The organism is Streptomyces caelestis (genome assembly GCF_001279005.1).
In the GTDB taxonomy this organism is placed as follows: domain Bacteria; phylum Actinomycetota; class Actinomycetes; order Streptomycetales; family Streptomycetaceae; genus Streptomyces; species Streptomyces heliomycini.
Genome location: NZ_LGCN01000240.1, coordinates 89763 through 110681, shown reverse-complemented (window position 1 = coordinate 110681; position 20919 = coordinate 89763). Strand labels below are relative to the sequence as shown.

Below are 20919 nucleotides of genomic sequence, written 5' to 3'. Positions count from 1 at the left end.
CCGGAAGCCGGCCGGAGCCCCTCCGGCCGGCTCACCCGGGGCCCGGCGTCAGCGTGCCGCACCGCCCCGCACCATCAGGTCGTCGAACACGAAGAGGTCGACGTCCGTGTGCGCGAAGTCGTCGAGTACGTCCCGGGCGGTGTGCGCGATGGGCCGGCCCGGCCCGTTGAGCGAGGTGTTGATCAGCGCGGGCACGCCGGTCAGCCCCTCGAACGCGTCGAGCAGACCGTACAGCCGGTCCTCGCCGGGGCCCAGGGTCTGGATCCGGCAGGTGCCGTTGACGTGCCGGGCCTCGGGCGCGGTCCCGTCCGGCAGCCGGTACTCGAAGAGCATGTACGGCGACGGCGCCTGCCCCGGATACAGCGCGGCGAACCGCTCGTCGCGCATCACGGCGCCCAGCGGCCGGTACCACTCGCGCTGTTTCAGCTTCTCGCTCATGCGCTCGCGCATGCCCGGCACCGAGGGAGAGCCCAGCAGCGACCGGTGCCCCAGCGCGCGCGGCCCCAGTTCCGCCGCCCCCTGCGTCAGCGCCACGACCCCGCCCGCGGCCAGCACCCCGGCGACCTCGGACCGGTCGTAGTCGACGGCCCGCAGTCCCGCGCGCTCCACCGCCTCCAGGACGTCGGCGCGGCTGTCGCCCCCGCCGTTGCGGTAGACGGCGAACGGCTCCGGTGTCACACCGGCCACCTGGGAGAGCGCGTAGAGGCCGGCTCCCGTCAGGTGCCCCGCGTCCCCGCAGGCGGGCGGGACGGCGATGTCCCGTCCGTACTCCGCCCGCAGCGCCGAGTTGGCCACGATGTTCAGGGCGCAGCCGCCGCCGAGGGCGATCGGGCCCGCCCCGGCGTCCGTGCGCGTCACGTACCGGTCGAGCACCTCCCGGACGGCCCCGGTGAACATCTCCTGTAACGTCGCCACCACGTGCGAGGCCGTCTCGAACCCGGAGCCGAACTCGGGCCGGGCGGCCAGGTCCGCGCGCACCCGTTCGGCGAGGTCCCGGTCGTTCATCACGTCCGGGTCGACCGCCAGCAACTGTTCGCGGATGCGGGCGTCGGGCTGCCCGTAGCCGCCCAGGGCCATCACCTTGCCGGCCACGCTGGGGCTCGGGCCGAAACCGAGGAGGTACCCGATCGCCGTCCACCCGAAGCCGTTGCCGTACCAGGGCAGCGGGTCCTTGTCGACCCACTTCAGGGCCCCCTCCGACACCCGGAACAGGGAGCTGCGGGTGAGCTGTCCGCGGCCCTCGTTGACGAGGACGACGGCGCCCTCCTCCCAGCCCGCGTAGTGGGCGGCCAGCGCCGCATGGGAGACCTCGTGGGTGACCACGACGCATTCCACCCGGCGTCCCAGCATCTCGCAGACGGTCCGGTGGTGGAGCGCGCCCGCCGCCGTCCGCTCCAGGGCCCGGTCCATGTCGGGGATGCGCAGCAGCCCGCTGCGCACCGGCGTGCTCACGGCCACCAGGTCGATGCCGTCGGTGTCCACGCACTCCTGCGCGAGCACGTGGCGCAGGGCGACGTCGCAGCGGTGGTCGTGCTTGACCCGGGTGAGCCGTTCGGTCTCGACGGCGAAGACCAGTCGCCCGTCCTCGAAGTAGGCGACGCCGGTGTCGTGCCCGGCGGAGTGGAGTGAGAGTACCTTCATCAGCTCTCCTGACGCGTGGAGGAGGACGGTGGGGACGCGGCGGGCGACGGGGACGACGGCGTGATCCTGCGGAGGTCCGAGTACGGGGCCCACTCGATGCCGCGCAGCGGCCTGCCGCACAGTCCACGCGCGTACAGCTCGCCCCCGATGCCCGCGAACCAGGCGAAGTACAGCCACTTGATGAGCGCCTTCTGCACGCCGTGGCGGGCGCCGTGGGAGGAGTCGAAACCGGTCAGGGGCCACATGCCGCCGAAGAGGACGTGGCCGAAGTAGTGACGGACCACGGGCAGCGGCCAGTCGGCGACGTCGACGAGGTGGTTGAGCAGCAGCCTGCGGATCCTGCGGCGGGTCTCACCGGCCGGCCCCGCCACGTAGTAGTGGCACCGGGCGTCCGGAACCAGCCGCAGGCGGGCCAGCGGGTCGGGCAGCGCGGGGTCGAGGAGACGGAAGCACACATAGCCGTCGTCGGACACGTACCGCCCCGGCAGCCCGCCGGCCACCACGTCGGTGGCCACCAGGAGGCAGCAGCCGTGCGGGTAGTTCGTCGCCGGCGCGGCGATCGCCTTGGCCCGGGACAGCAGCCGGGAAGTGGCGTACGCGTGGGTGTGCGCGATCTTGGTCGCGCCGACCGCGCCGCGGCACCCCGCCGCCAGGAAGTCCCGCACCAGCCGGGACAGGCAGCCGTCCTCCAGGGCCACGTCGTCGTCGGCCCACCCGACGCCCGCGCAGCCGAGGAGCTCGGCGACCGCGATCGCCCCGTTGAGGGTACGGGGCTTGCCCGGCCCGGGCAGCGAGAGACCGCAGACCCGCAGACCGGGCAGCCGGACGCGGGCGTCGTCCAGCAGCACGCGCAGGCGCCGCAGCGACTCCGCCTCCTCGCCGGCCGACGACCACTGCATGCCGACGAACAGCACCAGGGGCACCCGAGGATGGTCCCCGGCCACCGCGGCCGCCTGGTCCAGCAACGCGCCGAACCATTCCCGCTGCCGCGCCAGGCCGGTCCGGGCGACGTAGGTCGGCACGACCATGGCGATGCCCGGCTGCCCGGCGGGGGTGCGCAGCGCCGCCGCCGCCTCCTCGGCCCGCACGGTCCCGTCCGCCGGCAGCCCCGGCAGCACGTGCCGGACCGGGACGTCCCAGGATTCCGGGGGCCTGAAACCCCGGGCCATCGTGCTGCGCAGATGGTGCGTCAGCCATCCCTCACCGGACGGCCGGCGCCTGTGCCGCCCGAGCGGACGGTTGAGGGGGACCGGCGGCCCCGGACGGGCCGGCGGACGCGGGGCGGCCGGGGCCGCGGGCTCAGAAGTCACGTTCGGTGTTGGACGTGGACCGGTGCAGGCTGCGCAGGCCGTCCAGGGTGTTGCGCCACTGGCCGGTCACCGCCATGTGCGACAGCAGCGGCCCGACCATCGCACGGCGCATGAAGAAGGACCGGTACGCCCGCTGGGCACGCTCCTGCGCGTCCGGCACCAGGTATCCGATCCGCGCGTCGAACTCGCCCCGCACGAACCGGTCCCAGTAGTCGGACGGAATCCGGCCGGCGGCCACGGACTCCGTGTGCAGGGGGGTGCCGGGCAGGGGCGTCGCGGTGTAGAAGCTGGCGTAGTCCAGGGGGAGCCGGCAGGCGAGGTCGACGGTCTTGCGGAACTGCTCCCGGGTCTCGCCGAGCCAGCCGACGATGAAGTACCCGAAGCCCTTGATCCCGGCCTCGTGGGCGGAGGTGACCGCCTTCTCGATCTTCTCGATGTTGCTCTCCTTGCGCATCCGCTCGAGGATCTCGGTGTCGCCGTGCTCGATGCCGAACCGCAGGCGCACGCACCCGGCCCCGGCCATCGCCTCCAACAGCGGTTCGGGCACCAGGTCGACGCGGGTGGGCGCCTCCCAGCGGACCTTGAGGCCCCGCTCCTTGATGAGCGCGCAGATCTCCCGCACCCGGCCGCGGTGCAGGGTGAACACGTCGTCGTAGAACATGATCTCCTTCACCCCCCACCGCTCCTTGAGCTCCGTCATCTCGCCGACGACGTCCTCGGGACTGCGGTACATGGACTTCTTGTCCACGGCCTGCTTGAAGCAGAAGCTGCACTTGAAGGGGCAGCCGCGGCTGGAGATCATCGTCGCGAACGGCCGCGGGGCCATGATGGAGTAGTAGCTGTCCATCGGGAGCCCGGAGCGTTCCGGCCAGCCGACCTCCTCCAGGTTCACCATGGGCGCGGCGCCACCGTCGTGCTTGCGGGTCACCAGGCCGCGGATGCCCTCCGGGTCCTCGCCCCGCTCCATCGCCTCCGCCAGTTCCGGCATGATCGTGATGCCTTCGCCGACGCCGATGTAGTCGATGCAGTCATGGACGAGGTTCTCCTGCGCGTACACCTCCGTGTGCGGCCCGCCCAGGATCACCTTGGCCCCGGTGCTCCTGGCCGCTTCGCACGCCTCGATGGCGCCGGGCAGGCCGGGCGTCGTGGTGCTCACCCCGACCAGGTCCGGTCCGAAGTCCGCGAGCAGTTTGCGCAGCCCTTCGCTGTCGAGGCCCAGGGCGGGGGTGTCGACCTGGATGACGTTGTGGAACCCGGCCGACTTCAGCGCGGTGTGGATGTAGCCCAGTCCGAGGTGCGGCAGTACACCGGCCCGCTTCTGGACCCGGGTTATCTGCCGGGTGTTCAGGCACAGGTCGTGGTGGCGCACGAGGGCGATGCGCAGCCTGCGCTTGCGCCAGAGCGGCAGTGCCGAACGGGCCGGGGCCGCGGCCGGGGTCGAGCAGCCGCCCGAAGCCGTCCCCGCGGCGGGACCTGTGCTGATCACGGGCAATGTCTTCCGCATGCGGTGCGCTCCTTCTGGGCCCTGCGGCTGTGGTCGGGTGCGGTGTGCGGGTCTGACGGGTGTGCGGGTGTCCGGTCGCTAGGACCGGTGGCCGGACCGCCGGGTGGCGAAGCCCTCCAGTTGCAACAGATAGAGCGCCAGGGGCTGGAGCCGGCTGACGCGCTGCGGCGCCCCGGGCCCCCGGCCGGCGGCCAGCAGCCGTTGCAGGAAGCGGTCGGGGCTGCGCCACCACCGCGGTTCCACGGCCACCGCGTGCGCGAGGAACCGCAGCAGGTACGCCAGCCGGTGCGCGACCAGCGGGGGCCCGTGCAGCTGGGGCGCCGACGAGGCGAAACCCAGGTCCGCGTGCTCGGGGAAGGCCCGGTGCAGCGCCCGGTCGTGGAACGTCCCGTCGACCAGGAACCGGCGCGGCACCGCGGCGAGGTGGTCGAAGAGGGCGTGGTCGAGATAGGGGGTGTGCGTCACGAGCCGTCCGTCGCCCAGGGCGAACGGGGCCGCGGAGATGGAGCGCCGGGTCCGGTTCCAGAAGAAGAAGGAACTGAGCGGGCAGGCGCTGTCCGCGTGCCGGGCCAGCTCGGTGACCAGACGCCGCCGGGCCGCCTGCCGACTCCACAGCACGCTCGTGCGCGGACCCAGCAGGTGCTCCAGGTGCGGGCCGGTCCGGCCCGCGTCCAGCAGCCGGTCCGCCAGGCCGGGCAGGCCGGAGGGATCGTAGGGATGGGCCCGGATGAAGGCGACGCTCGGGTTCTGGGCCAGCTCCCCGCCGCCGAGTCCGTCGTAGGAGACGCGGCTGTGGCGGCGCAGGTGGGCCAGGAGCGGCTGGGTCCACGCGCCGTCCAGGGTCGTCATGCCCTGCGCGGGCAGCGCGGACAGTTCGGCGCGGAACTGCGCGCGCGGACGGGGCACCACCGTGTGCGGCAGGCCCAGCCGGGCCGCGAGAGCGGCCGCGACGCGGGCGTCGGCCCCCGGATCGGGAGGGAACTTCGAACCGCTCACGCACCGTCGCGGCGGCGCTGCCAGGCGGCACAGTTCGAGCAGGATGTGCCGGGAGTCCCGGCCGCCGCTGAGCGGCAGTTCGTACGGCTCGCCGGGCGCCCGGCGAGCCACCGAGGCGCGGAACAGGTCGATGAAGCCGTCGACCGCCTGCTCCTCGGTCATCCCGGTGGGTCCGGGGCACGGCAGCCCTGCGGACCGAAGCCGCGTCCCGCCGGTGTCCCAGGTGAGCGTGGCCGCCGGGGGCAGCGCGTGGATCCCGGCGAAGGCGGTGTCCTCGGCGAGGAAGAACCCCAGCCGGAGGAAGACGGCCAGCGCGTCGTGGTCCAGCTCGGCGGGCCCGTCGTCCGGCAGCAGCGCCAGCGGGTCGGGGGAGAGGGCGAGCGAGGCGCCGCCGGACCGGTAGAAGAGAGGGCGGACGCCGTACCGGTCGTTGCGGGCCACCAGGCGTTCGCCGTCCCAGCGCCACCCGGCGAAGACGCCTTCGGCCGGCGGGCCCGGGTCCAGGTGGTCGCCGGTGAGGGGGTGCCCGAGGCGCACCTCCGCGTCGCCCTCCGCGCGCACCCCGCCGGCCCCCGCGACCAGGAGGAGGCGGGGGGCGGGCGCGGCTCCGCGGCGGACGGTCACCGGGCTTCCAGCAGGGCCCGGAGGGCGGCTCCGATCCGGTCCGTCACCGCGTCCTGGTCCAGCACGGAGTCGGCGAAGGAGAGCGCGGCCTTCTTGTGCCCCTCGATCACCGAGGGGCGGGACAGCCAGTCGTCCGCCGTGCCGAAGAGCTCCTCGGGTGTGGCGCAGGCGCGGCCCAGCCCCTCCTCGTCGATGAGTCCCGGCACCCACTGCTCCATGGGCAGCCCCGATTCGAGCATCAGCACCGGTATGCCGAAGTAGGCCGCCTCGAGGGTGGTGTTGGGGCCGGCCTTCGAGATGAGGAGCCCGTACCTCGACCGGGAGGCACGGCGGATGTAGTCGAAGTACTCGTTCTGCCCGAGCACGCTGTGGAACCGCCAGTGGGGTCGTCCGACGGCCGCGGTGCGACGGGCCAGCTCGGGGTCGCCGTAGCCGACGAAGACGAGGTCGATGCCGGGGTGCCGGTCGGCGAGGCGCCGCACCAGCTCCGGGTACGTGTCCCCGCCCCGGTTGGAGAAGACGATCACCCGGGGCCGGTCCGGGCCCGGACCGGCGCCCCAGGGGCCCGCGTCGGAGGCGGCCGACTCGCTGGTCATGAAGTCCCGCAGGTCGTGCTGCGCGACGAGCGGCCCCACCACCCGTACGCGCTCCGGGTCGCCGCCGGCCGTGGCGAGCAGGTGCTCCTTCGCCCGGGGGAAGCCGACCAACGTCAGGTCCGGGTACCGGCTGCGGTGCAGCGGCAGGTGCAGCAGCCCGGGGTTGGTCACGTGGCTGACCACCCGGGTGGACGTTCCGGCCAGCCGGACGGCGGCGACGCACAGCCTCGCCACGAACCCCTTCGTGCCGACCACCGCGTCCGGGGCGGTACGGCGCAGATGCCGGGTGAGGGGCTCCAGGTCGGCCCGCTGGGCGGGCGTGGGGTCGGCCTCGAACCCTTCCGGGAAACGCGTCTGGAGGCGGTCCATGAGAGCCATGTACCGCTGGTTGCGGACCACCGCGTCGGGGCTCTCCAGGGAGATGGTCCGGATCTCCGCCCCGGCCTCCCCGATCCACGGCAGGATCGGTTCCGCCTCCAGGAGGGTCACCTCCGCGTCGATCGCGCTCCGCAGGGCGCGGGAGAAGCGCGTCGCGGCCAGGTAGTTGCCGAACTCGCCCCAGGTCCGGGGGGAGAGCACGTGGATGTGCGGTCGGTCGGGAGCAGCCATGGTTCTCCTAGGAGAGGGCCGGGTACGCGGGGGACTCGGAGGCGCGGGGCCGGGCCGTCAGGTTCTCGGCCCAGAGCTGGTAGACCAGGAGGGCCCACAGCTTGCGGGACGTGTCCCGCCGGCCGCCGAGGTGGTCGTCGATCAGCAGGCGCACCGCCCCGGTGTCGAACAGACCGCCGCGGCGCAGCGACGCCGTGGAGAGGGTGTCCAGGAGCAGGGGCCGCAGCTCCCCGCGGAGCAGAGCGGCCGTCGGCGCGCGGAAGCCCCGTTTGGTCCTGCGCACGACGGCGGGGGGAAGCCAGTCGGCGGCGATCCGCCGCAGCAGGTACTTGCCGGTGAACCGGTGCAGTTTCAGGCCGGTGGGCAGGGAGTTGCCGTACTCGACCAGGTCCAGGTCGAGGAAGGGCGACCGCAGTTCGAGGGCGCTGCGCATGCCGCCCCGGTCCGTCTTGGTGAGGATCACGTCCCGCAGGAAGTGGGTCGTCACGGCGAGTTGGCTGAGCTGGACCTGGGAGAGGCCGGGCTGGTCCCGGAGCAGGCGTGAGATCTCGGCGAACGGATCGTGCCCGGTCAGCTCGGCCCCGGCCTCGGGGGTGAGCACCTCCGGCAGCTCACCCGGGGTGAAGGGTGCCGTCGAGAGATAGAAGCGGTGCTCGGGGGAGGCGCGCAGTCCCCTGGCCAGCAGACCGAGGGCCGCCGCCACGGGAAGGTTGCCGGAACGGGCCGGCAGCCGGCGCGCGAGCTGCCGGGCGAGAGCCTCCAGCCGGGGGGCGGGCAGAACGCGCAGCAGCAGCTCGATCGCCCGCTCGGCCTGGAAGTAGCGGTACCCCAGGAGTAGTTCGTCCGCGCCGTCACCGGTGAGGACGCCCCGCACGTGCGCGCGGGCCGCCCGGCAGACCAGACGCGTCGGCAGCAGGGAGGGGTCGGCCAACGGCTCGTCCGCGTAAGCCAGTTCGGACTCCACCACGTCCGCCAGGTCCGGGCCGCCGATCCGCACCACATGGTGTTCGGTGCCGAGATGGCGTGCCACCGCCAGGGCGTGGTCGCTCTCGTCGAAGTCCGGGTCCACGAACCCCGCGCTGAAGGTGGGCACCGGCCGCTCCGGCCGGAGCTGCTGGGCCACCGCGGCCACCGCGCTGGAGTCCAGTCCGCCGCTGAGCAGCACGCCCAGGCGGCGGTCGGTGCTGGTGACGCGCCGGGCGACGGCGGCCCGGAACAACTCCTCGAACTGCCGCTCGGCCTCCCGCAGTCCGGGACCCCGGCGCGCTCCGCTGCCGGGGGCGAGGCGGGGCCGCCAGAACTCGGTCTCCCGCAACTTTCCGCGCTCGTGGGTGACACAGCTTCCGGGGCGTACCTTGCTCACTCCCCGCACGGCCGAGGCGGGGGCGCAGAACGCCTGGAACACCAGGTAGTCGGCGAGCGCGCCGGGATCGGGGACGCGCGGTGCGGCGGGGTGCCGCAGCAGGGCGGTGAGCTCGGAGGCGAAGGCGATGCCGTTCGGCACCCGGGTGTAGTAGAGGGGCTTCTTGCCCATCGGGTCGCGGGCCAGCACGGTGGTGCCGGTACGGGCGTCGTGCAGGGCGAAGGCGAACATGCCCCGCAGCCGCTCGAGCATCCGCGTTCCCCGCAACTCGTACAGCTCCACCAGGACCTCGGTGTCGCTGCCGGTGCGCAGCGCGACGCCGGCGGCCCGTAGCTCGGCGCGCAGTTCGGCGTGGTTGTAGATCTCGCCGTTGAACACCAGGGCGGTCGCTCCCGACGCGGAGACGAACGGCTGCGTGCCGTGATCCGGGTCGGTGAAGGTCAGGGCGCAGTGCGCGAGGGTGACGCCCCGGTGGTGCAGCCGGCCCGAGCCGTCGGGGCCGCGGTGCGCCACGGCGGCGAGCATGTGCTCGGCCGTGGCCCACCTGTCCTCCCGCGCGAAGCCCGAGTCACTGAATCCGACGAATCCGCACATGCCGGCTACAGCCGCGGTGCGGACGCCGTGGAACCGTCGACCGCGACGGCGTCCTGCGCTTCGCGGGCCAGCGACCGCCGGGTCGACTCGATCTGGGTGGCGAGTCCCTCGCGCAGTCCCGTCCGGGCCGTGAAGCCCAGGACGCCGGCCGCCCGCCGGACGTCGGCGGTGGTCGAGCGGACGTCGCCGATGCGGGCCGCGCCGTACGAGGTGCACGGGCGCGATCCGGTCAACTCGGTGGTCATGGAAACCACTTCGTTGACCGAGACGGCGTTCCCCGTGCCGATGTTCAGGACCGCGCTGCCCCGGTCCCGGACCGCCGCGGCCAGCACCAGCGCGCGCACCACGTCGGACACGTGGGTGAAGTCGCGGAGCTGGGTCCCGTCGCCGTAGATCTCGACGGGCTCGTTGCGCAGCGTCGACCGGATCAGGCGGGAGATGAACATGTCCGGGCGCTGTCCGGGACCGTAGACGGTGAAGAACCGCAGGGCGCCGACCGACAGTTTGGCGTCGTCCCGGGCGGCGAAGGCCAGGGCCAGCCGCTCCGCGGCGAGCTTGGTGACCCCGTAGGGGGAGAGCGGACGGGGCAGGTCGTCCTCGCTCATCGCGCCGTCCGCGCCGCCGTACACGCTGGACGACGAGGCGACCACCACGCGTTCCACTCCGGCCTGGACGCAGGCCTCCAGCAGGCGCTGGGTCGCCAGTACGTTGCACTGGAGGTACTCGGGGAATTGGGTCCACGACGGGCGGACCCCGGGTAATGCGGCCAGGTGGAACACCGTCGAGGTGTTTTCCAGGCAGTCCGCCAGACGGAGCGAGTTCAGATCGCCGCGTATCGTCCGGAGTGATCCGGAAAGGCCTGGCGGCCGCCTCTCCAAGTCGTCAGGAAATGGCTTGCGGTCCAACGCCACAACGTTTCTGCCGGAACTCCTCAATTCCGTCACGAGATGCGATCCGATGAAACCGGCCGCACCGGTGACCAGAACGTTGTCGTCCGTTGAGTCCGTACCGCGTGTGTCGCTCGGCATGAATCCCCCTTGTTTCGCTCACATGTGGCTGTTCAAGGCGGTGCTTGGGCGGTGCATTCGGTGCACGTGCGCGCGTCTGCCTCCGGATCGACCGGTCCGACCGCCCGGACGCCCGTGGCGCTGTGCGGCGGTGAAGAACGCGGCTGACCAGGCTTTTGGCGTCGAGAAACACATGTCCGGACCAAGAGACCTGGGGAGTCTAACAGCACGCGTCAATCACGAGCAATAGCATGCTTCAGTCCCTGGTCGGGAGGGGCGCAATCGGCATTCCGGTGTCATTCACAAGGAGACGCGGGGGACTTTATGCTGGTCGTTCGCCGCCGGGCGAATGGGGGAGGATACGTTGGCAGGCAGCCCGTTACGGCACCTTTCCATGCTCGTCCGCTACCTGCGCGGCGAACGGACCGCCATGACGCTGCTGGCCCTGCTGGTCCCTTCCGGGATCGTGCTCCAGCTCGTGGCGCCCTACCTGCTGCGCGGGTTCATCGACGGGACGCTCTCGGGCGACTCCGGCGGCGCGCTGACGGACCTGGCCGCCTGGTCCCTGGCCGCCGCCCTGGGCGTGCTCGTGGTCACCACGGGCACCGAGGCGCTGTCCTCGCGGCTGGCCTGGCGCAGCACCGACCGGCTCCGTGCGGACCTGGTCGCGCACTGCCTGAGCCGGCCGCCGGACTTCTACCGCGCACATCCTCCGGGCGAACTCGTCGAGCGGATGGACGGCGACGTCACCCGGCTCGCCGCGGTGATGTCGGCGCTGCTGCTGGAGCTGCTGGCCCAGGCGCTGCTGATCGTCGGCGTCCTCGTCGCCCTGTTCCGGCTGGAGTGGCGGCTCGCCCTGGTCTTCGCCCCGTTCGCGGCAGGCACCCTTCTGCTGCTGCGGACCCTGGTGGGCCGCGCCATGCCCTTCGTCACCGCACGGCAGCGGGTGGCGGCGGACCTGCAGGGCTTCCTCGAGGAGCGCCTCGCGGCGGCGGAGGACCTGCGCTCCAACGGGGCCGCGCGGTACACGCTGCGGGAACTCGGCGAGCGCCAGGACGACCTGTACCGCAAGGCCCGGGAGGCCGCCCGTGTCTCGGCCCGCTGGCCCGCCACCGTGCAGGGCCTGTCCGCCGTCAGCGTCGTCCTCGCCCTGGCGGTCAGCGCCTGGCTGCACTCCCGCGGCCAGCTCTCCACCGGGACGGCCTTCGCCTCCCTGTCCTACGCCATGCTGCTGCGCCGCCCCCTGCTCGCGGTCACCACCCGCTTCCGCGACCTGGAGGACGCCGCCGCGAGCGTCCAGCGGCTGAGGGACCTGCTGGGCCACGGGACGGCGCCCCGCACGGGGAACCGGACCCTGCCGGCCGGGCGGCCCGGCGTCCGCTTCGACCGGGTCTCCTTCTCCTACGAGCCCGACGAGCCGGTGCTGCGGGACGTCTCCTTCACCCTGCGCCCCGGCGAACGCCTCGGCGTCGTGGGGCGCACCGGGAGCGGCAAGTCCACCGTGGTGCGGCTGCTGTTCGGGCTCCACCGGCCGGTGACGGGCACGGTGTCGGCCGGAGGCCTGGACGTGACGGAACTCGACCCCCGGGCGTTGCGCGGCCGGGTCGCGCTGGTCACGCAGGAGGTGCACGTCTTCCACGCCGCACTGCGCGACAACCTCACCTTCTTCGACCGCACCGTTTCCGACGACCGGCTGCACGCCGCGCTGGGCGAGGCGGGGCTCGGCCCCTGGCTGCGCACCCTGCCCGACGGTCTGGACACGCTGCTCGGCGCCGGCGCCCGCGGCATGTCCGCGGGCGAGGAGCAACAACTCGCGCTGGCCAGGGTGTTCCTGCGCGATCCGGGACTGGTCCTGATGGACGAGCCGACGGCCCGGCTGGATCCGTACAGCGAGCGGCTTCTGGTGCCCGCGCTGGAGCGGCTTCTCGACGGCAGGACCGCCGTCGTGGTCGAGCACCGGCCGCACCTGCTGCGCAACGCCGACCGGATCCTGGTACTGGAGGACGGCGAGGTCGCCGAGGAGGGGGAGCGGACCGCCCTCGCCGCCGACCCCTCGTCGCACTTCCACGAACTCCTCCGCACGGCGGGGGCCGCCCGGTGAGGGACGGGGGACGGGCCGTGACCCGGCTGCGGCCCGTGGAGCGGGCGGACGACGGAGGAGGGCCGGCGGACCGGGAGGCGGAGCGGGAACGGACGGGGCCCGCGGCCGGGGGAGCCGAGCGGCGGTCCGTCCTCGGGCGGCTCGTGGACGTGCTGCGCGGGTCCGCCCGCGTCTACTGGACCCTCACCGGTCTGTGGATCCTCCTGCGGCTGGGCACGCTCGCGGTGGGGCTGCTGTTCCAGCGGCTGTTCGACGCGCTCGGCGCGGACGGCGGCGTATGGCTGATCATCGCCCTGGTGGCCGGGATCGAGGCGGGACGCCTCTTTCTCCAGTTCGGCGTGATCATCACCAGGCTGGAGCCGAAGGTCCAGTACGGCACCACGGCCCGGCTGCGGCACGCCCTGCTCGGCTCGGCTCTGCGCGGGCCGGAGGTGACCGCCCGCACCACGCCCGGTGAGTCCCTGCGCACCGTGGGCGAGGACGTCGACGAGACGGGGTTCTTCGTCGCCTGGGCGCCGACCAACCTCGCCCACTGGCTGTTCGTCGCCGCGTCGGTCACGGTGATGATGCGCGTCGACGCCGCGGTCACCGGCGCCCTTCTCGCCCTCCTCGTCCTGCTGACGCTGGTCACCGCACTGGCCCACAGCCGGTTCCTGCGCTACCGGCGCGCCACCCGGGCCGCGTCCGGCGAGGTGGCGGGAGCCCTGCGGGAGATGGTGGGCGCCGTCGGAGCGGTGCAGGCGGCCGCCGCCGAACCGCGGGTCGCCGCGCACGTCACCCGGCTGAACGGTGTCCGTGCCCGAGCCGCGGTGCGGGAGGAACTGTACGCCGTCGTCCAGCGCACGGTGATCGGCAACGCGGCTCCGATCGGGGTCGCCATGGTGCTCCTGCTGGTCGCGGGCCGGATGGACGAGGGGGCCTTCAGCGTCGGCGACCTCGCCCTGTTCGCCTTCTACCTGCAGGTCCTGACCGAGGCCCTCGGTTCGATCGGCATGCTGTCCGTACGGCTGCAGCGGGTCTCCGTGGCGCTGGGACGGGTCGCCGGTTTCCTCGGCGGCCGGCTGCGGTGGTCCCCGGAGCGGGCCGGTCCGCCCCTCGTACCGGAAGCGGAGGAGAAGGCCGCCGCCCCGGACACCGACCCGCGACCCGCCCCGTCCCCGCGGGAATCGCCCGCACGGGGACTGCCCCCAGGGGAGTCGCCCCTGCGGGAACTGACCGTCCGCCGCCTGACGGCCCGCCACCCCGGCACACCGCACGGCATAGCGGACGTGGACCTGGTGGTGGAGCGGCACACCGTCACCGTGGTCACCGGCCGCGTCGGCTCCGGCAAGAGCACCCTCGTCCGGGCCGTGCTCGGACTGCTGCCGCACGACGGGGGCACCGTCCTGTGGAACGGCGAACCCGTCACCGACCCGGCCTCGTTCCTGATCGCACCCCGCTGCGGATACACCCCGCAGGTCCCGCGGCTGTTCAGCGGGACGGTGCGGGAGAACGTCCTCCTGGGCCGGGACGGCGCGGCCTTCGACGAGGCCGTCCGCCTCGCCGTGATGGAGCCCGACCTCGCGACGATGCAGGACGGACCGGACACCGTGGTGGGCCCGCGCGGCCTGCGCCTGTCGGGCGGACAGGTCCAGCGCGCCGCCATCGCCCGCATGCTGGCGGGCGGCCCCGAACTCCTGGTGCTGGACGACGTCTCCAGCGCCCTGGACCCGGACACCGAGCACCTGCTGTGGGAGAGGCTGCTGGACGGGACGCGCACCGTGCTCGCGGTCTCCCACCGGCCGGCGCTGCTGCGCGCGGCCGACCGCGTGGTGGTGCTCGTGGACGGGCGGGTGGAGGCATCGGGCGCCTTCGACGAGGTCATGGCGGCATCCCCCGAGATGGGCAGGATCTGGAGCGGCACGGGTCCGGGAGACGCGACCGCGGACGCCGGGCCCGCTCCGCCCGGCCCTCCCGGACGGTGACACCCGCGGGGCCTCAGACCTTCCGGGCCGCCCCCAGCTCGGACCAGACGCCGTCCAGGGCGCCCACGAACCGGTGGATCTCATCGGGCTCGTGCACCGCCGAGGGCGCGATCCGCAGGATCTCCTCACCGACCGGGACGCTGGGCGCGTCGATGGCCTGGACGTACGCGCCGTGCCGTTCCAGCAGCAGCACCGACATCCGCCGGCACATCCCGTCCTCGCCGACCAGGACGGGGACGATGTGGGACTCGTCCGACAGCACGGGAATGCCCCGCTCACGCAGCAGCCCGTGCATCAGTCGGGCGTTCCGCGCCAGTCGCTCCCGCTCCACGACCGAGCCGCGCAGATGCCGTGCCGCGGCGAGCGCGCCCGCCGCGACCGCGGGCGGCAGCGCCGTCGTGAAGATGAAGGAACGGGCGTGGGCCCGTACCGCGTCCATGAGCACGGCCGGTCCCGCGACATAGCCGCCCGTCATGCCGAAGGCCTTGGCGAGGGTCCCCATCACCACCGTGAAATCGGAGTCGAGACCGGCGCGAGCCGCGATCCCCGCACCCTCCGGCCCGTACATGCCGACCGCGTGCACCTCGTCGAGGAACGTGACGGCTCCGTACCGCTTGGCCAGACCGGCGACCTCCGCCAGGGGCGCGATGTCGCCCCGCATCGAGTGCACGGACTCCAGGACGACCAGTTTCGGCCGGTCCGGATCGGCCGCGGCCAGCAGCTCCTCCAGGTGCTGCCCGTCGTTGTGACGGAATATGTGCTTGCGGGCGCCGCTGTGCCGTAACCCGTCGATGATGGACGCGTGGTTCGCCGAATCCGAGAACGCCTGGCAGTCGTCGACGACACCCGCGAGCACCGACAGCGATCCCTCGTTGGCCGAATATCCCGAGGCGAAGAGAACGGCGTCCTCCTTGCCGTGCAGGTCGGCCAACTCGCGCTCCAGAGCCACATGGCAGTGATTCGTGCCGCCGATGTTCCGGGAACCCCCTGATCCGGCGCCGTATTCGTCCACGGCGCGCTTCATCGCGTCCAGGACGTCCGGATGCTGCCCCATACCCAGATAATCGTTGCTGCACCAGATGGAGATCTCGCCATCCGAGGTGCTCGCCGCAGGGAATCGGCCCGCCTTGCGGCCCAGTTCGAGGAACTCCCGCTTTCGATCACCGGTTTCGTGGGCGAGGCGCACGAAGAAGTCCATGTACGGGGACATGTCCAAGGTCCGCTCCTTTTCCGCTTCCCAATGGGTCGGGCTCATCCTAGGATCCACCGCGGGACTTGCACAGAATACGTTTCCTGCTGCCGTACGGCCGATGACCGCCGATTACCGGAACGCGAAGCGGAGTCGTGATGAGTGCTTACAGGAATTCGACGCTTTCGGCGGCCACGATCCTCTCGGACTCCGCGGGCCGGTGGCCGGATCGCATCGCGCTGGTCGCCGGCGCCGAGCGGATCACCTACGGCTCGCTCTGGAGCTCGGCGCTCCGGTACGCGGCGGTGCTGCGCGAGCGGGGAACGGGCCCCGGCGACCGGATCGGCCTGCTGGTGACCAACTCGCCGCACTTTCCGATGGCGTACTTCGCGATCCTCGCCCTCGGCGCGACCGCCGTGCCCGTGAACGTGTTGCTGAAGACCGACGACATCGCCTACATCCTCCGCCACTCGAAAGCCCGGGCCCTCGTCTGCTCGGCCGAGTCACTGGGGGAGGCGGAGCCCGCGGCCGAGGCGGCGGGCACCCCCGTCCTCACCGTCGGCGCGGGCGAAGGCCACGACCCGCACCCCGCGCTCGACGAACTCGCCGCCACCGCCGCGCCGATGGCGGGACCCGTGCCCCGCGCCCCGGGCGACATCGCGGTGATCCTCTACACCTCCGGCACCACCGGCCGCCCCAAGGGCGCGGCGATCACGCACCTCAACCTGGTGATGAACGTCGCCACCACGATGCTCTCCCCCTTCGAGATGAGCTCCGCCGACGTGCTGCTCGGCTGCCTGCCGCTCTCCCACACCTTCGGCCAGATCTGCGGCATGGGGACGTCCTTCCGGGCCGGGGCGAGGCTGGTGCTGATGCGGAGGTTCACCGCCGAGGACGCGCTGGACCTGATGGAGACCGAGGGGTGCACGGTCCTGATGGGCGTGCCCACCATGTACTTCGCCCTCGTCGAGGCGGCCTCCCGCCGTCCCGTACGGCCGAGGCTGGAACGCGCCTACTCCGGGGGTGCGGCCCTGCCGGCGCACACGCTCGCCGCGTTCGAGGACGGCTTCGGCTGCCCGGTCTACGAGGGGTACGGCCTCACCGAGACGTCCCCCTGCGTCGCCTACAACCAGCGCGACTGGCCGAGGAGACCCGGCACGGTCGGCAAACCGGTCTGGGGCGTGGAGGTCGCCGTGGCCCGCCCCGAGGCCGAGGACACCGTGGAGCCGCTCCCCGCCGGAGAGGTGGGCGAGATCGTCGTGCGCGGGCACAACCTGATGGCCGGATACGTCGACGACCCCGATGCCACGGCCGCCGCGTTCGTCGCCGGCTGGTTCCGCACCGGAGACCTCGGAACGCTGGACGACGAGGGGTACCTGACCGTCGTCGACCGCAAGAAGGACGTGATCCTGCGGGGCGGATACAACGTCTACCCCCGAGAGGTCGAGGACGCGCTGCTCCGGCACCCCGCGGTCGCCCGGGTCGCGGTGGTCGGGCTCCCCGATCCGGTCCACGGCCAGGAGGTGTGCGCCGTGGTGGTGCCGCGGGACGGTCTGACGCCGGGCGCGGAGCTGGCGGACTCCCTGGTGGCCTGGGGTGAACGCCACATCGCGGCCTACCGGCGCCCCCGGCGGGTGGTCTTCCTCGACCGTCTGCCCCTGGGATCGAGCGGAAAGGTGCTCAAGAGGGAGCTGGCCGAGCTGCTCCGGCCGACCGGCGACGCCGGCCCGCCGCCTCCGTGAGCCGTCCGGCACCGCGCCGGACCGGCCGGCGACCGGTCCTCTCATCGGCGTCTTCCGTACCCGTCGACACCGACCACTCCCCACACCGCACCGGCACGGCCATGAGGGGAGCGCTCCCGCACCACCGCACGTGCAGATCTCCCGACACCGGAAGGACCGCTCATGCGCACCGCTCCCCACCTCTCCCGGCGGGCACTGCTCACGGCCGCCGCCGCGAGCGTCACCGCCGCCGCGGCCGCTCCCTCCCAGGCGTCCGTCGCCCACCGCTCCCGGCCGTCCTCCGCCTTCGGCGGGTTCCGCACGGTGGGCCGGGTCAAGAAGGCGGCTGACGGTTCGGTGCGGTACACCTGGCCCGGCATCGCCTTCGAAGGCCGGTTCCGCGGTACCGGCGTGGGGATCGTGCTCGACGACCCCGCCAACGACTACGACGTCCAGATCGACGGAACGACCGTCGGCACACTGGTTACTCCCGGGCGCACCACGTCCTGGATCAGGAATCTCACCGACACCGAGCACACCGTGCGGCTCGTCAAGCGGACGGAGAGCCCGTGGGCCGCCGGCCGCTTCGGCGGATTCGCCGCCGCTCGGGGAGGAGAGGTCCTCGCCGCCCCCGCGGCGCGGAGCAGGCAGATCGAGTTCATCGGCGACTCCTTCACCGCCGGATACGGCAACGTGTCGGCTACGCGCGACTGCTCCGCCAACGGAGGAGTCGACCGGAACAGCAACGCGGACCTCGCCTTCGGCGCCCTCACCGCCCGAGAGCTCGGCGCCGACTACCAGCAGAACGCGTTCTCCGGCCGTGGCATGGTCCGCAACTACAACGGTGGTGAGCCCGGCACCGATTACCGCACCTACTACGACCGGGCCCTGCTGAACGTCGTCGGCGACGTCTGGCGAAAGCCGCGCGGCTGGCGGCCGCAGGTCGTCGTCATCGGCCTCGGCATCAACGATTTCTCGACCCCGCTCCACCCGGGCGAGCCGTGGGCCACCCAGAGCGAGCTGATCGCCGCCTACACGAGCGCCTACCACGGCTTCCTCGACAAGCTGCGGTCCCGCTACGGAAGCAAGACGTTCCTGGTGGTCAGCGCCACCCCGGTGTCCGGCACCGCCTTCGCCGACACCGCCCGAGGCATCGTCGAGGACCGCAACGCGCGGGGGGACGACCGGGTCAGCCACTGGTACTACGACGATCCCGGCCTGGACCGGCTCGGCTGCGACTGGCACCCCTCGCTCCGCGACCACCGGATCATCTCCGGCCTGCTCGACCGGCATCTCGCCGCTCTGCCGCTGAAGTGGTGACCGGGAGGACGGCCCGGGCCTTCCTCGGACCCGGACCGCCCGCCGCGGTGCGACACGACGACTGTCCGTCCGTACGGCCGGCGGGGTGGGGACAGGGGCTCGGTCCGGGGGAGTCCGCCGGTGCGGACGCGTGCGCGAAGGGCTCCTCGGCGGCCCTGGCAAAGCCTTTGGACATGTCGGCCGGTGATGCGTCCCGGCCCCGCCGGGGCAGGGGGAGGAAGCGCCACTGCCCCGGCGGGGCCGGGACCCGAGCGGCGCCGGGCTCCGGCGTCGGCTGTCGGCCGGCAGGGGCGGTCAGGACGGGCGGTTCGCGTCCGGGATCTCGATGCTGACCGGCTGTGCCTCGGCGAGGAAGAGCAGGACGAACCGGCGCAGGGCCTCCTCCAGGGTCCAGACGATCGCCGGGATGCCGGGCAGGAGGATCAGCCCCTCGCGGAAGGCCACCAGCAGCGGCCAGGCCGTCGCGATCGGCGGTTGTGGGAGCGGCTCCTTGGACAGCCCGATCATGTCGCCGACCCGGTCGCCGAGCGTGTACCTGGAGAACGCGCTGATCAGGGGACGCGTCAGACCACCGTCGATCTCGGCCACGATGCCGAGGAGGACGTCGGTCAGCGCATCGCCCTCGGCGGTACGGAGCAGGATCGGGTCGAGGACCTGCCGGGACTGGGCCTCGGCCGCCTCCCAGGTCGCGGGGATGTACTCGTCGTCGACGCCGAGCATGGCCGCGGACACCCGCCACACGTGCGGGTAGGCGTCCGCGTCGGCGGTGCTGACCCCGACACCCTAGTCTTTTGGCTTGCGCATGACAAATGTGGCCGGACTGTGCCAGGTGGCCAGGACGTCCGCCCGGCTGATCGGTATCGTCTGGCCGCCGCGCCGTCGAGACGGCTGCCGTTGGGAAGCTCGCGGGAGGACAGGCCGCGGCGCAGCATGCTCACGGTCGGATGCGGGCGCGGTGGCCGGCCCGTTTCGAACGGGGGATCGTGCTGGTCGACGGCCGTCACGTGCACCACGGCCGGCGGTACTCCGACCCGGCCGACGTCACCCGCCTTCAACAGCTCGCCCAGCGGACCGGCCGGAACAGCTCCGCCTCCACCTCGAGCGCGGTGCGCCCGCCGCGGCCGTCAGCAACCGCCGCTCCTCCGGACGCGGGAACGACACCGCCGACCTCACGACAAGCCGGCCACGAGTCTCGTCCGGGATGCGCGTACGACATCAGCGAGCCCCCACCTCCGGAAGCGACACCTTGGTGATCGGTCTCGTTGCCGTGTTCCGTTGTGTTTCCCGGACAGTGCGGTCTGTCCGTGAGGGGCGTGCTCACGCACAGACCGCCGGTAGGCTGCGGTGGTGCGCACGGTCGAGTTTTTGCTGGACGAGGCGGCGGAGTCGGCGGTCCGGGAGGCCTGGCGGCGGCTCGCGGACGCGGGGCTGCCCAGTCAGGCGCGTCACCGCTCACCGACCAACAGCCCGCACCTCACCCTGGCCGCCTGCCCGGAGCTGACCGCCCCGATCCGCTGGGAGCTCGCCGAGGTGGCCGCCGCCCTGCCGCTGCCGGTGCGGTTCACCGGCGTGGTTCGCTTCGAGCGGCCCACCTCGGTGCTGGCCTGGGCACTGGACCGCGACGCCGCGCTGACCGGCTTGCACCGCCGGGTGTGGGAGGCGGTCGTCTCGGACAGCCCGCCCGGAACTCTCAGCCCTTTCCACGAACCCGGGCGCTGGAGCCCGCACATCACCCTCGGCCGTACCCGGCGGGCAGGTGCCTTCGCCGGCCGGCGGGTCCCCGAACTGCTGCCGGCACCGCCGATGCCAGCCCGGCTCATCGCCCTGCGCAGCTACGACACCGAGACCGGTGTCGTAGAGGTGCTGGAGCCCTGTTCCTGAGGGGCCCGCGGTGCCGGCCGGTCAGCGTCCCGGCCGAAGTGGTGACCCAGCGGCCGGCGGTACCGTCCGTGATGCGCCTGTCGCCGCGGCGCTTCGTGATCCGGGCGTCCCGCTCCTGCGGTCGGCGTACCTTCTGTGAGCGCTCCGCCGAGTACGGGGACACGTGCACCGGCAGTGAGGCCGGCAGCCGGTCACGTCATCCTTCGGGCATGGTGGCGGCAGGGCGATGAACTTCCACGGCGACGGCGGTCCCGGTCACGGTTCGGTCCTCGTGCGTGGTGATCTGCCGGCCGGGCCGTACACGCTTCCAGGGGGGAGGGGGAGGGGCACGAGGCGAACCACCTGTCACCCGGATCCGCGGCGGATTCCACCGCGTCCGGCATCACCGGGGGAGAGTTCACGCCGCAGCCGTTGGTCTCTCCGGCACGGCCAACCACCCATGACAGTTGAGTACCCGTACTCAAGCACCCCGCCCCGACCCGCTCATAGCGTTCGGCGC

The 20919-nt window shown here is 72.9% G+C and carries 13 protein-coding genes and 1 pseudogene; 5 read left to right on the top strand and 9 right to left on the bottom strand.

Annotated elements, in window-relative coordinates; translation table 11 throughout:
* Positions 1–48 precede the first annotated feature (48 nt).
* From ADK41_RS32110 to ADK41_RS32080, 7 genes are all read right to left on the bottom strand, one after another.
* Entirely contained in the window at positions 49–1641 is a 1593-nt protein-coding gene (locus ADK41_RS32110; RefSeq protein ID WP_030823753.1) for a carbamoyltransferase C-terminal domain-containing protein, read from the bottom strand.
* On the bottom strand, positions 1641–2951 hold the full coding sequence (locus tag ADK41_RS32105) for a hypothetical protein (RefSeq protein WP_030823750.1): 1311 nt from the start codon (positions 2949–2951) through the stop codon (positions 1641–1643). Before ADK41_RS32105 ends, ADK41_RS32110 begins: the two co-directional genes overlap by 1 nt.
* Entirely contained in the window at positions 2941–4455 is a 1515-nt protein-coding gene (locus ADK41_RS32100; protein WP_030823747.1) for a B12-binding domain-containing radical SAM protein, read from the bottom strand. The genes ADK41_RS32105 and ADK41_RS32100 overlap by 11 nt, the downstream gene beginning before the upstream one ends.
* A 78-nt stretch (positions 4456–4533) precedes the next feature.
* Positions 4534–6075: an asparagine synthase-related protein gene (locus ADK41_RS32095; RefSeq protein WP_030823744.1), complete on the bottom strand. Its 1542-nt coding sequence runs from the start codon at positions 6073–6075 to the stop codon at positions 4534–4536.
* Positions 6072–7280 (bottom strand): Moenomycin biosynthesis protein MoeGT1, encoded by a 1209-nt coding sequence (locus ADK41_RS32090; protein WP_030823741.1) that lies wholly within the window; start codon positions 7278–7280, stop codon positions 6072–6074. The genes ADK41_RS32095 and ADK41_RS32090 overlap by 4 nt, the downstream gene beginning before the upstream one ends.
* Before the next feature lie 7 nt (positions 7281–7287).
* Positions 7288–9237 (bottom strand): asparagine synthase (glutamine-hydrolyzing), encoded by a 1950-nt coding sequence (gene asnB / locus ADK41_RS32085; RefSeq protein WP_030823738.1) that lies wholly within the window; start codon positions 9235–9237, stop codon positions 7288–7290.
* A 5-nt stretch (positions 9238–9242) separates the two neighbouring features.
* The gene (locus ADK41_RS32080; RefSeq protein WP_078661880.1) at positions 9243–10265 is read right to left on the bottom strand and encodes an NAD-dependent epimerase/dehydratase family protein; all 1023 of its coding nucleotides are present in this window, start codon (positions 10263–10265) and stop codon (positions 9243–9245) included.
* A gap of 373 nt (positions 10266–10638) precedes the next feature.
* Here ADK41_RS32080 and ADK41_RS32075 point away from each other — a divergent pair, with 373 nt between their 5' ends.
* Together ADK41_RS32075 and ADK41_RS32070 are read left to right on the top strand one after the other, a co-directional pair.
* Complete coding sequence (locus ADK41_RS32075; RefSeq protein WP_234318668.1) at positions 10639–12345, top strand: ABC transporter ATP-binding protein; 1707 nt, start codon at positions 10639–10641, stop codon at positions 12343–12345.
* A 17-nt stretch (positions 12346–12362) separates the two neighbouring features.
* Positions 12363–14309 carry an ATP-binding cassette domain-containing protein gene (locus ADK41_RS32070; protein ID WP_234318664.1) on the top strand — a complete coding sequence of 649 codons (1947 nt, stop codon included), beginning with the start codon at positions 12363–12365 and terminating at the stop codon, positions 14307–14309.
* Positions 14310–14322: 13 nt separating this feature from the next.
* Here ADK41_RS32070 and hemA read toward each other — a convergent pair whose 3' ends face one another.
* Positions 14323–15519, bottom strand: a complete 1197-nt coding sequence (gene hemA / locus ADK41_RS32065; protein ID WP_030823725.1) for a 5-aminolevulinate synthase — start codon at positions 15517–15519, stop codon at positions 14323–14325.
* Positions 15520–15656: 137 nt separating this feature from the next.
* Here hemA and ADK41_RS32060 point away from each other — a divergent pair, with 137 nt between their 5' ends.
* A complete protein-coding gene (locus tag ADK41_RS32060; RefSeq protein ID WP_051843081.1) occupies positions 15657–17240 on the top strand; it encodes a long-chain-fatty-acid--CoA ligase in 1584 nt (527 codons plus the stop codon).
* 162 nt (positions 17241–17402) lie between these two features.
* Entirely contained in the window at positions 17403–18539 is a 1137-nt protein-coding gene (locus tag ADK41_RS32055; protein WP_030823719.1) for an SGNH/GDSL hydrolase family protein, read from the top strand.
* Positions 18540–18833: 294 nt separating this feature from the next.
* Here the strand turns inward: ADK41_RS32055 and ADK41_RS32050 are convergent.
* Positions 18834–19301, bottom strand: a pseudogene (locus ADK41_RS32050) (oxygenase MpaB family protein); the annotation flags it as partial.
* 585 nt (positions 19302–19886) lie between these two features.
* On the opposite strand from ADK41_RS32050, the gene ADK41_RS32045 reads away from it, so the two are divergent.
* On the top strand, positions 19887–20420 hold the full coding sequence (locus ADK41_RS32045) for a 2'-5' RNA ligase family protein (protein ID WP_030823716.1): 534 nt from the start codon (positions 19887–19889) through the stop codon (positions 20418–20420).
* The last annotated feature ends 499 nt before the right edge of the window (positions 20421–20919 follow it).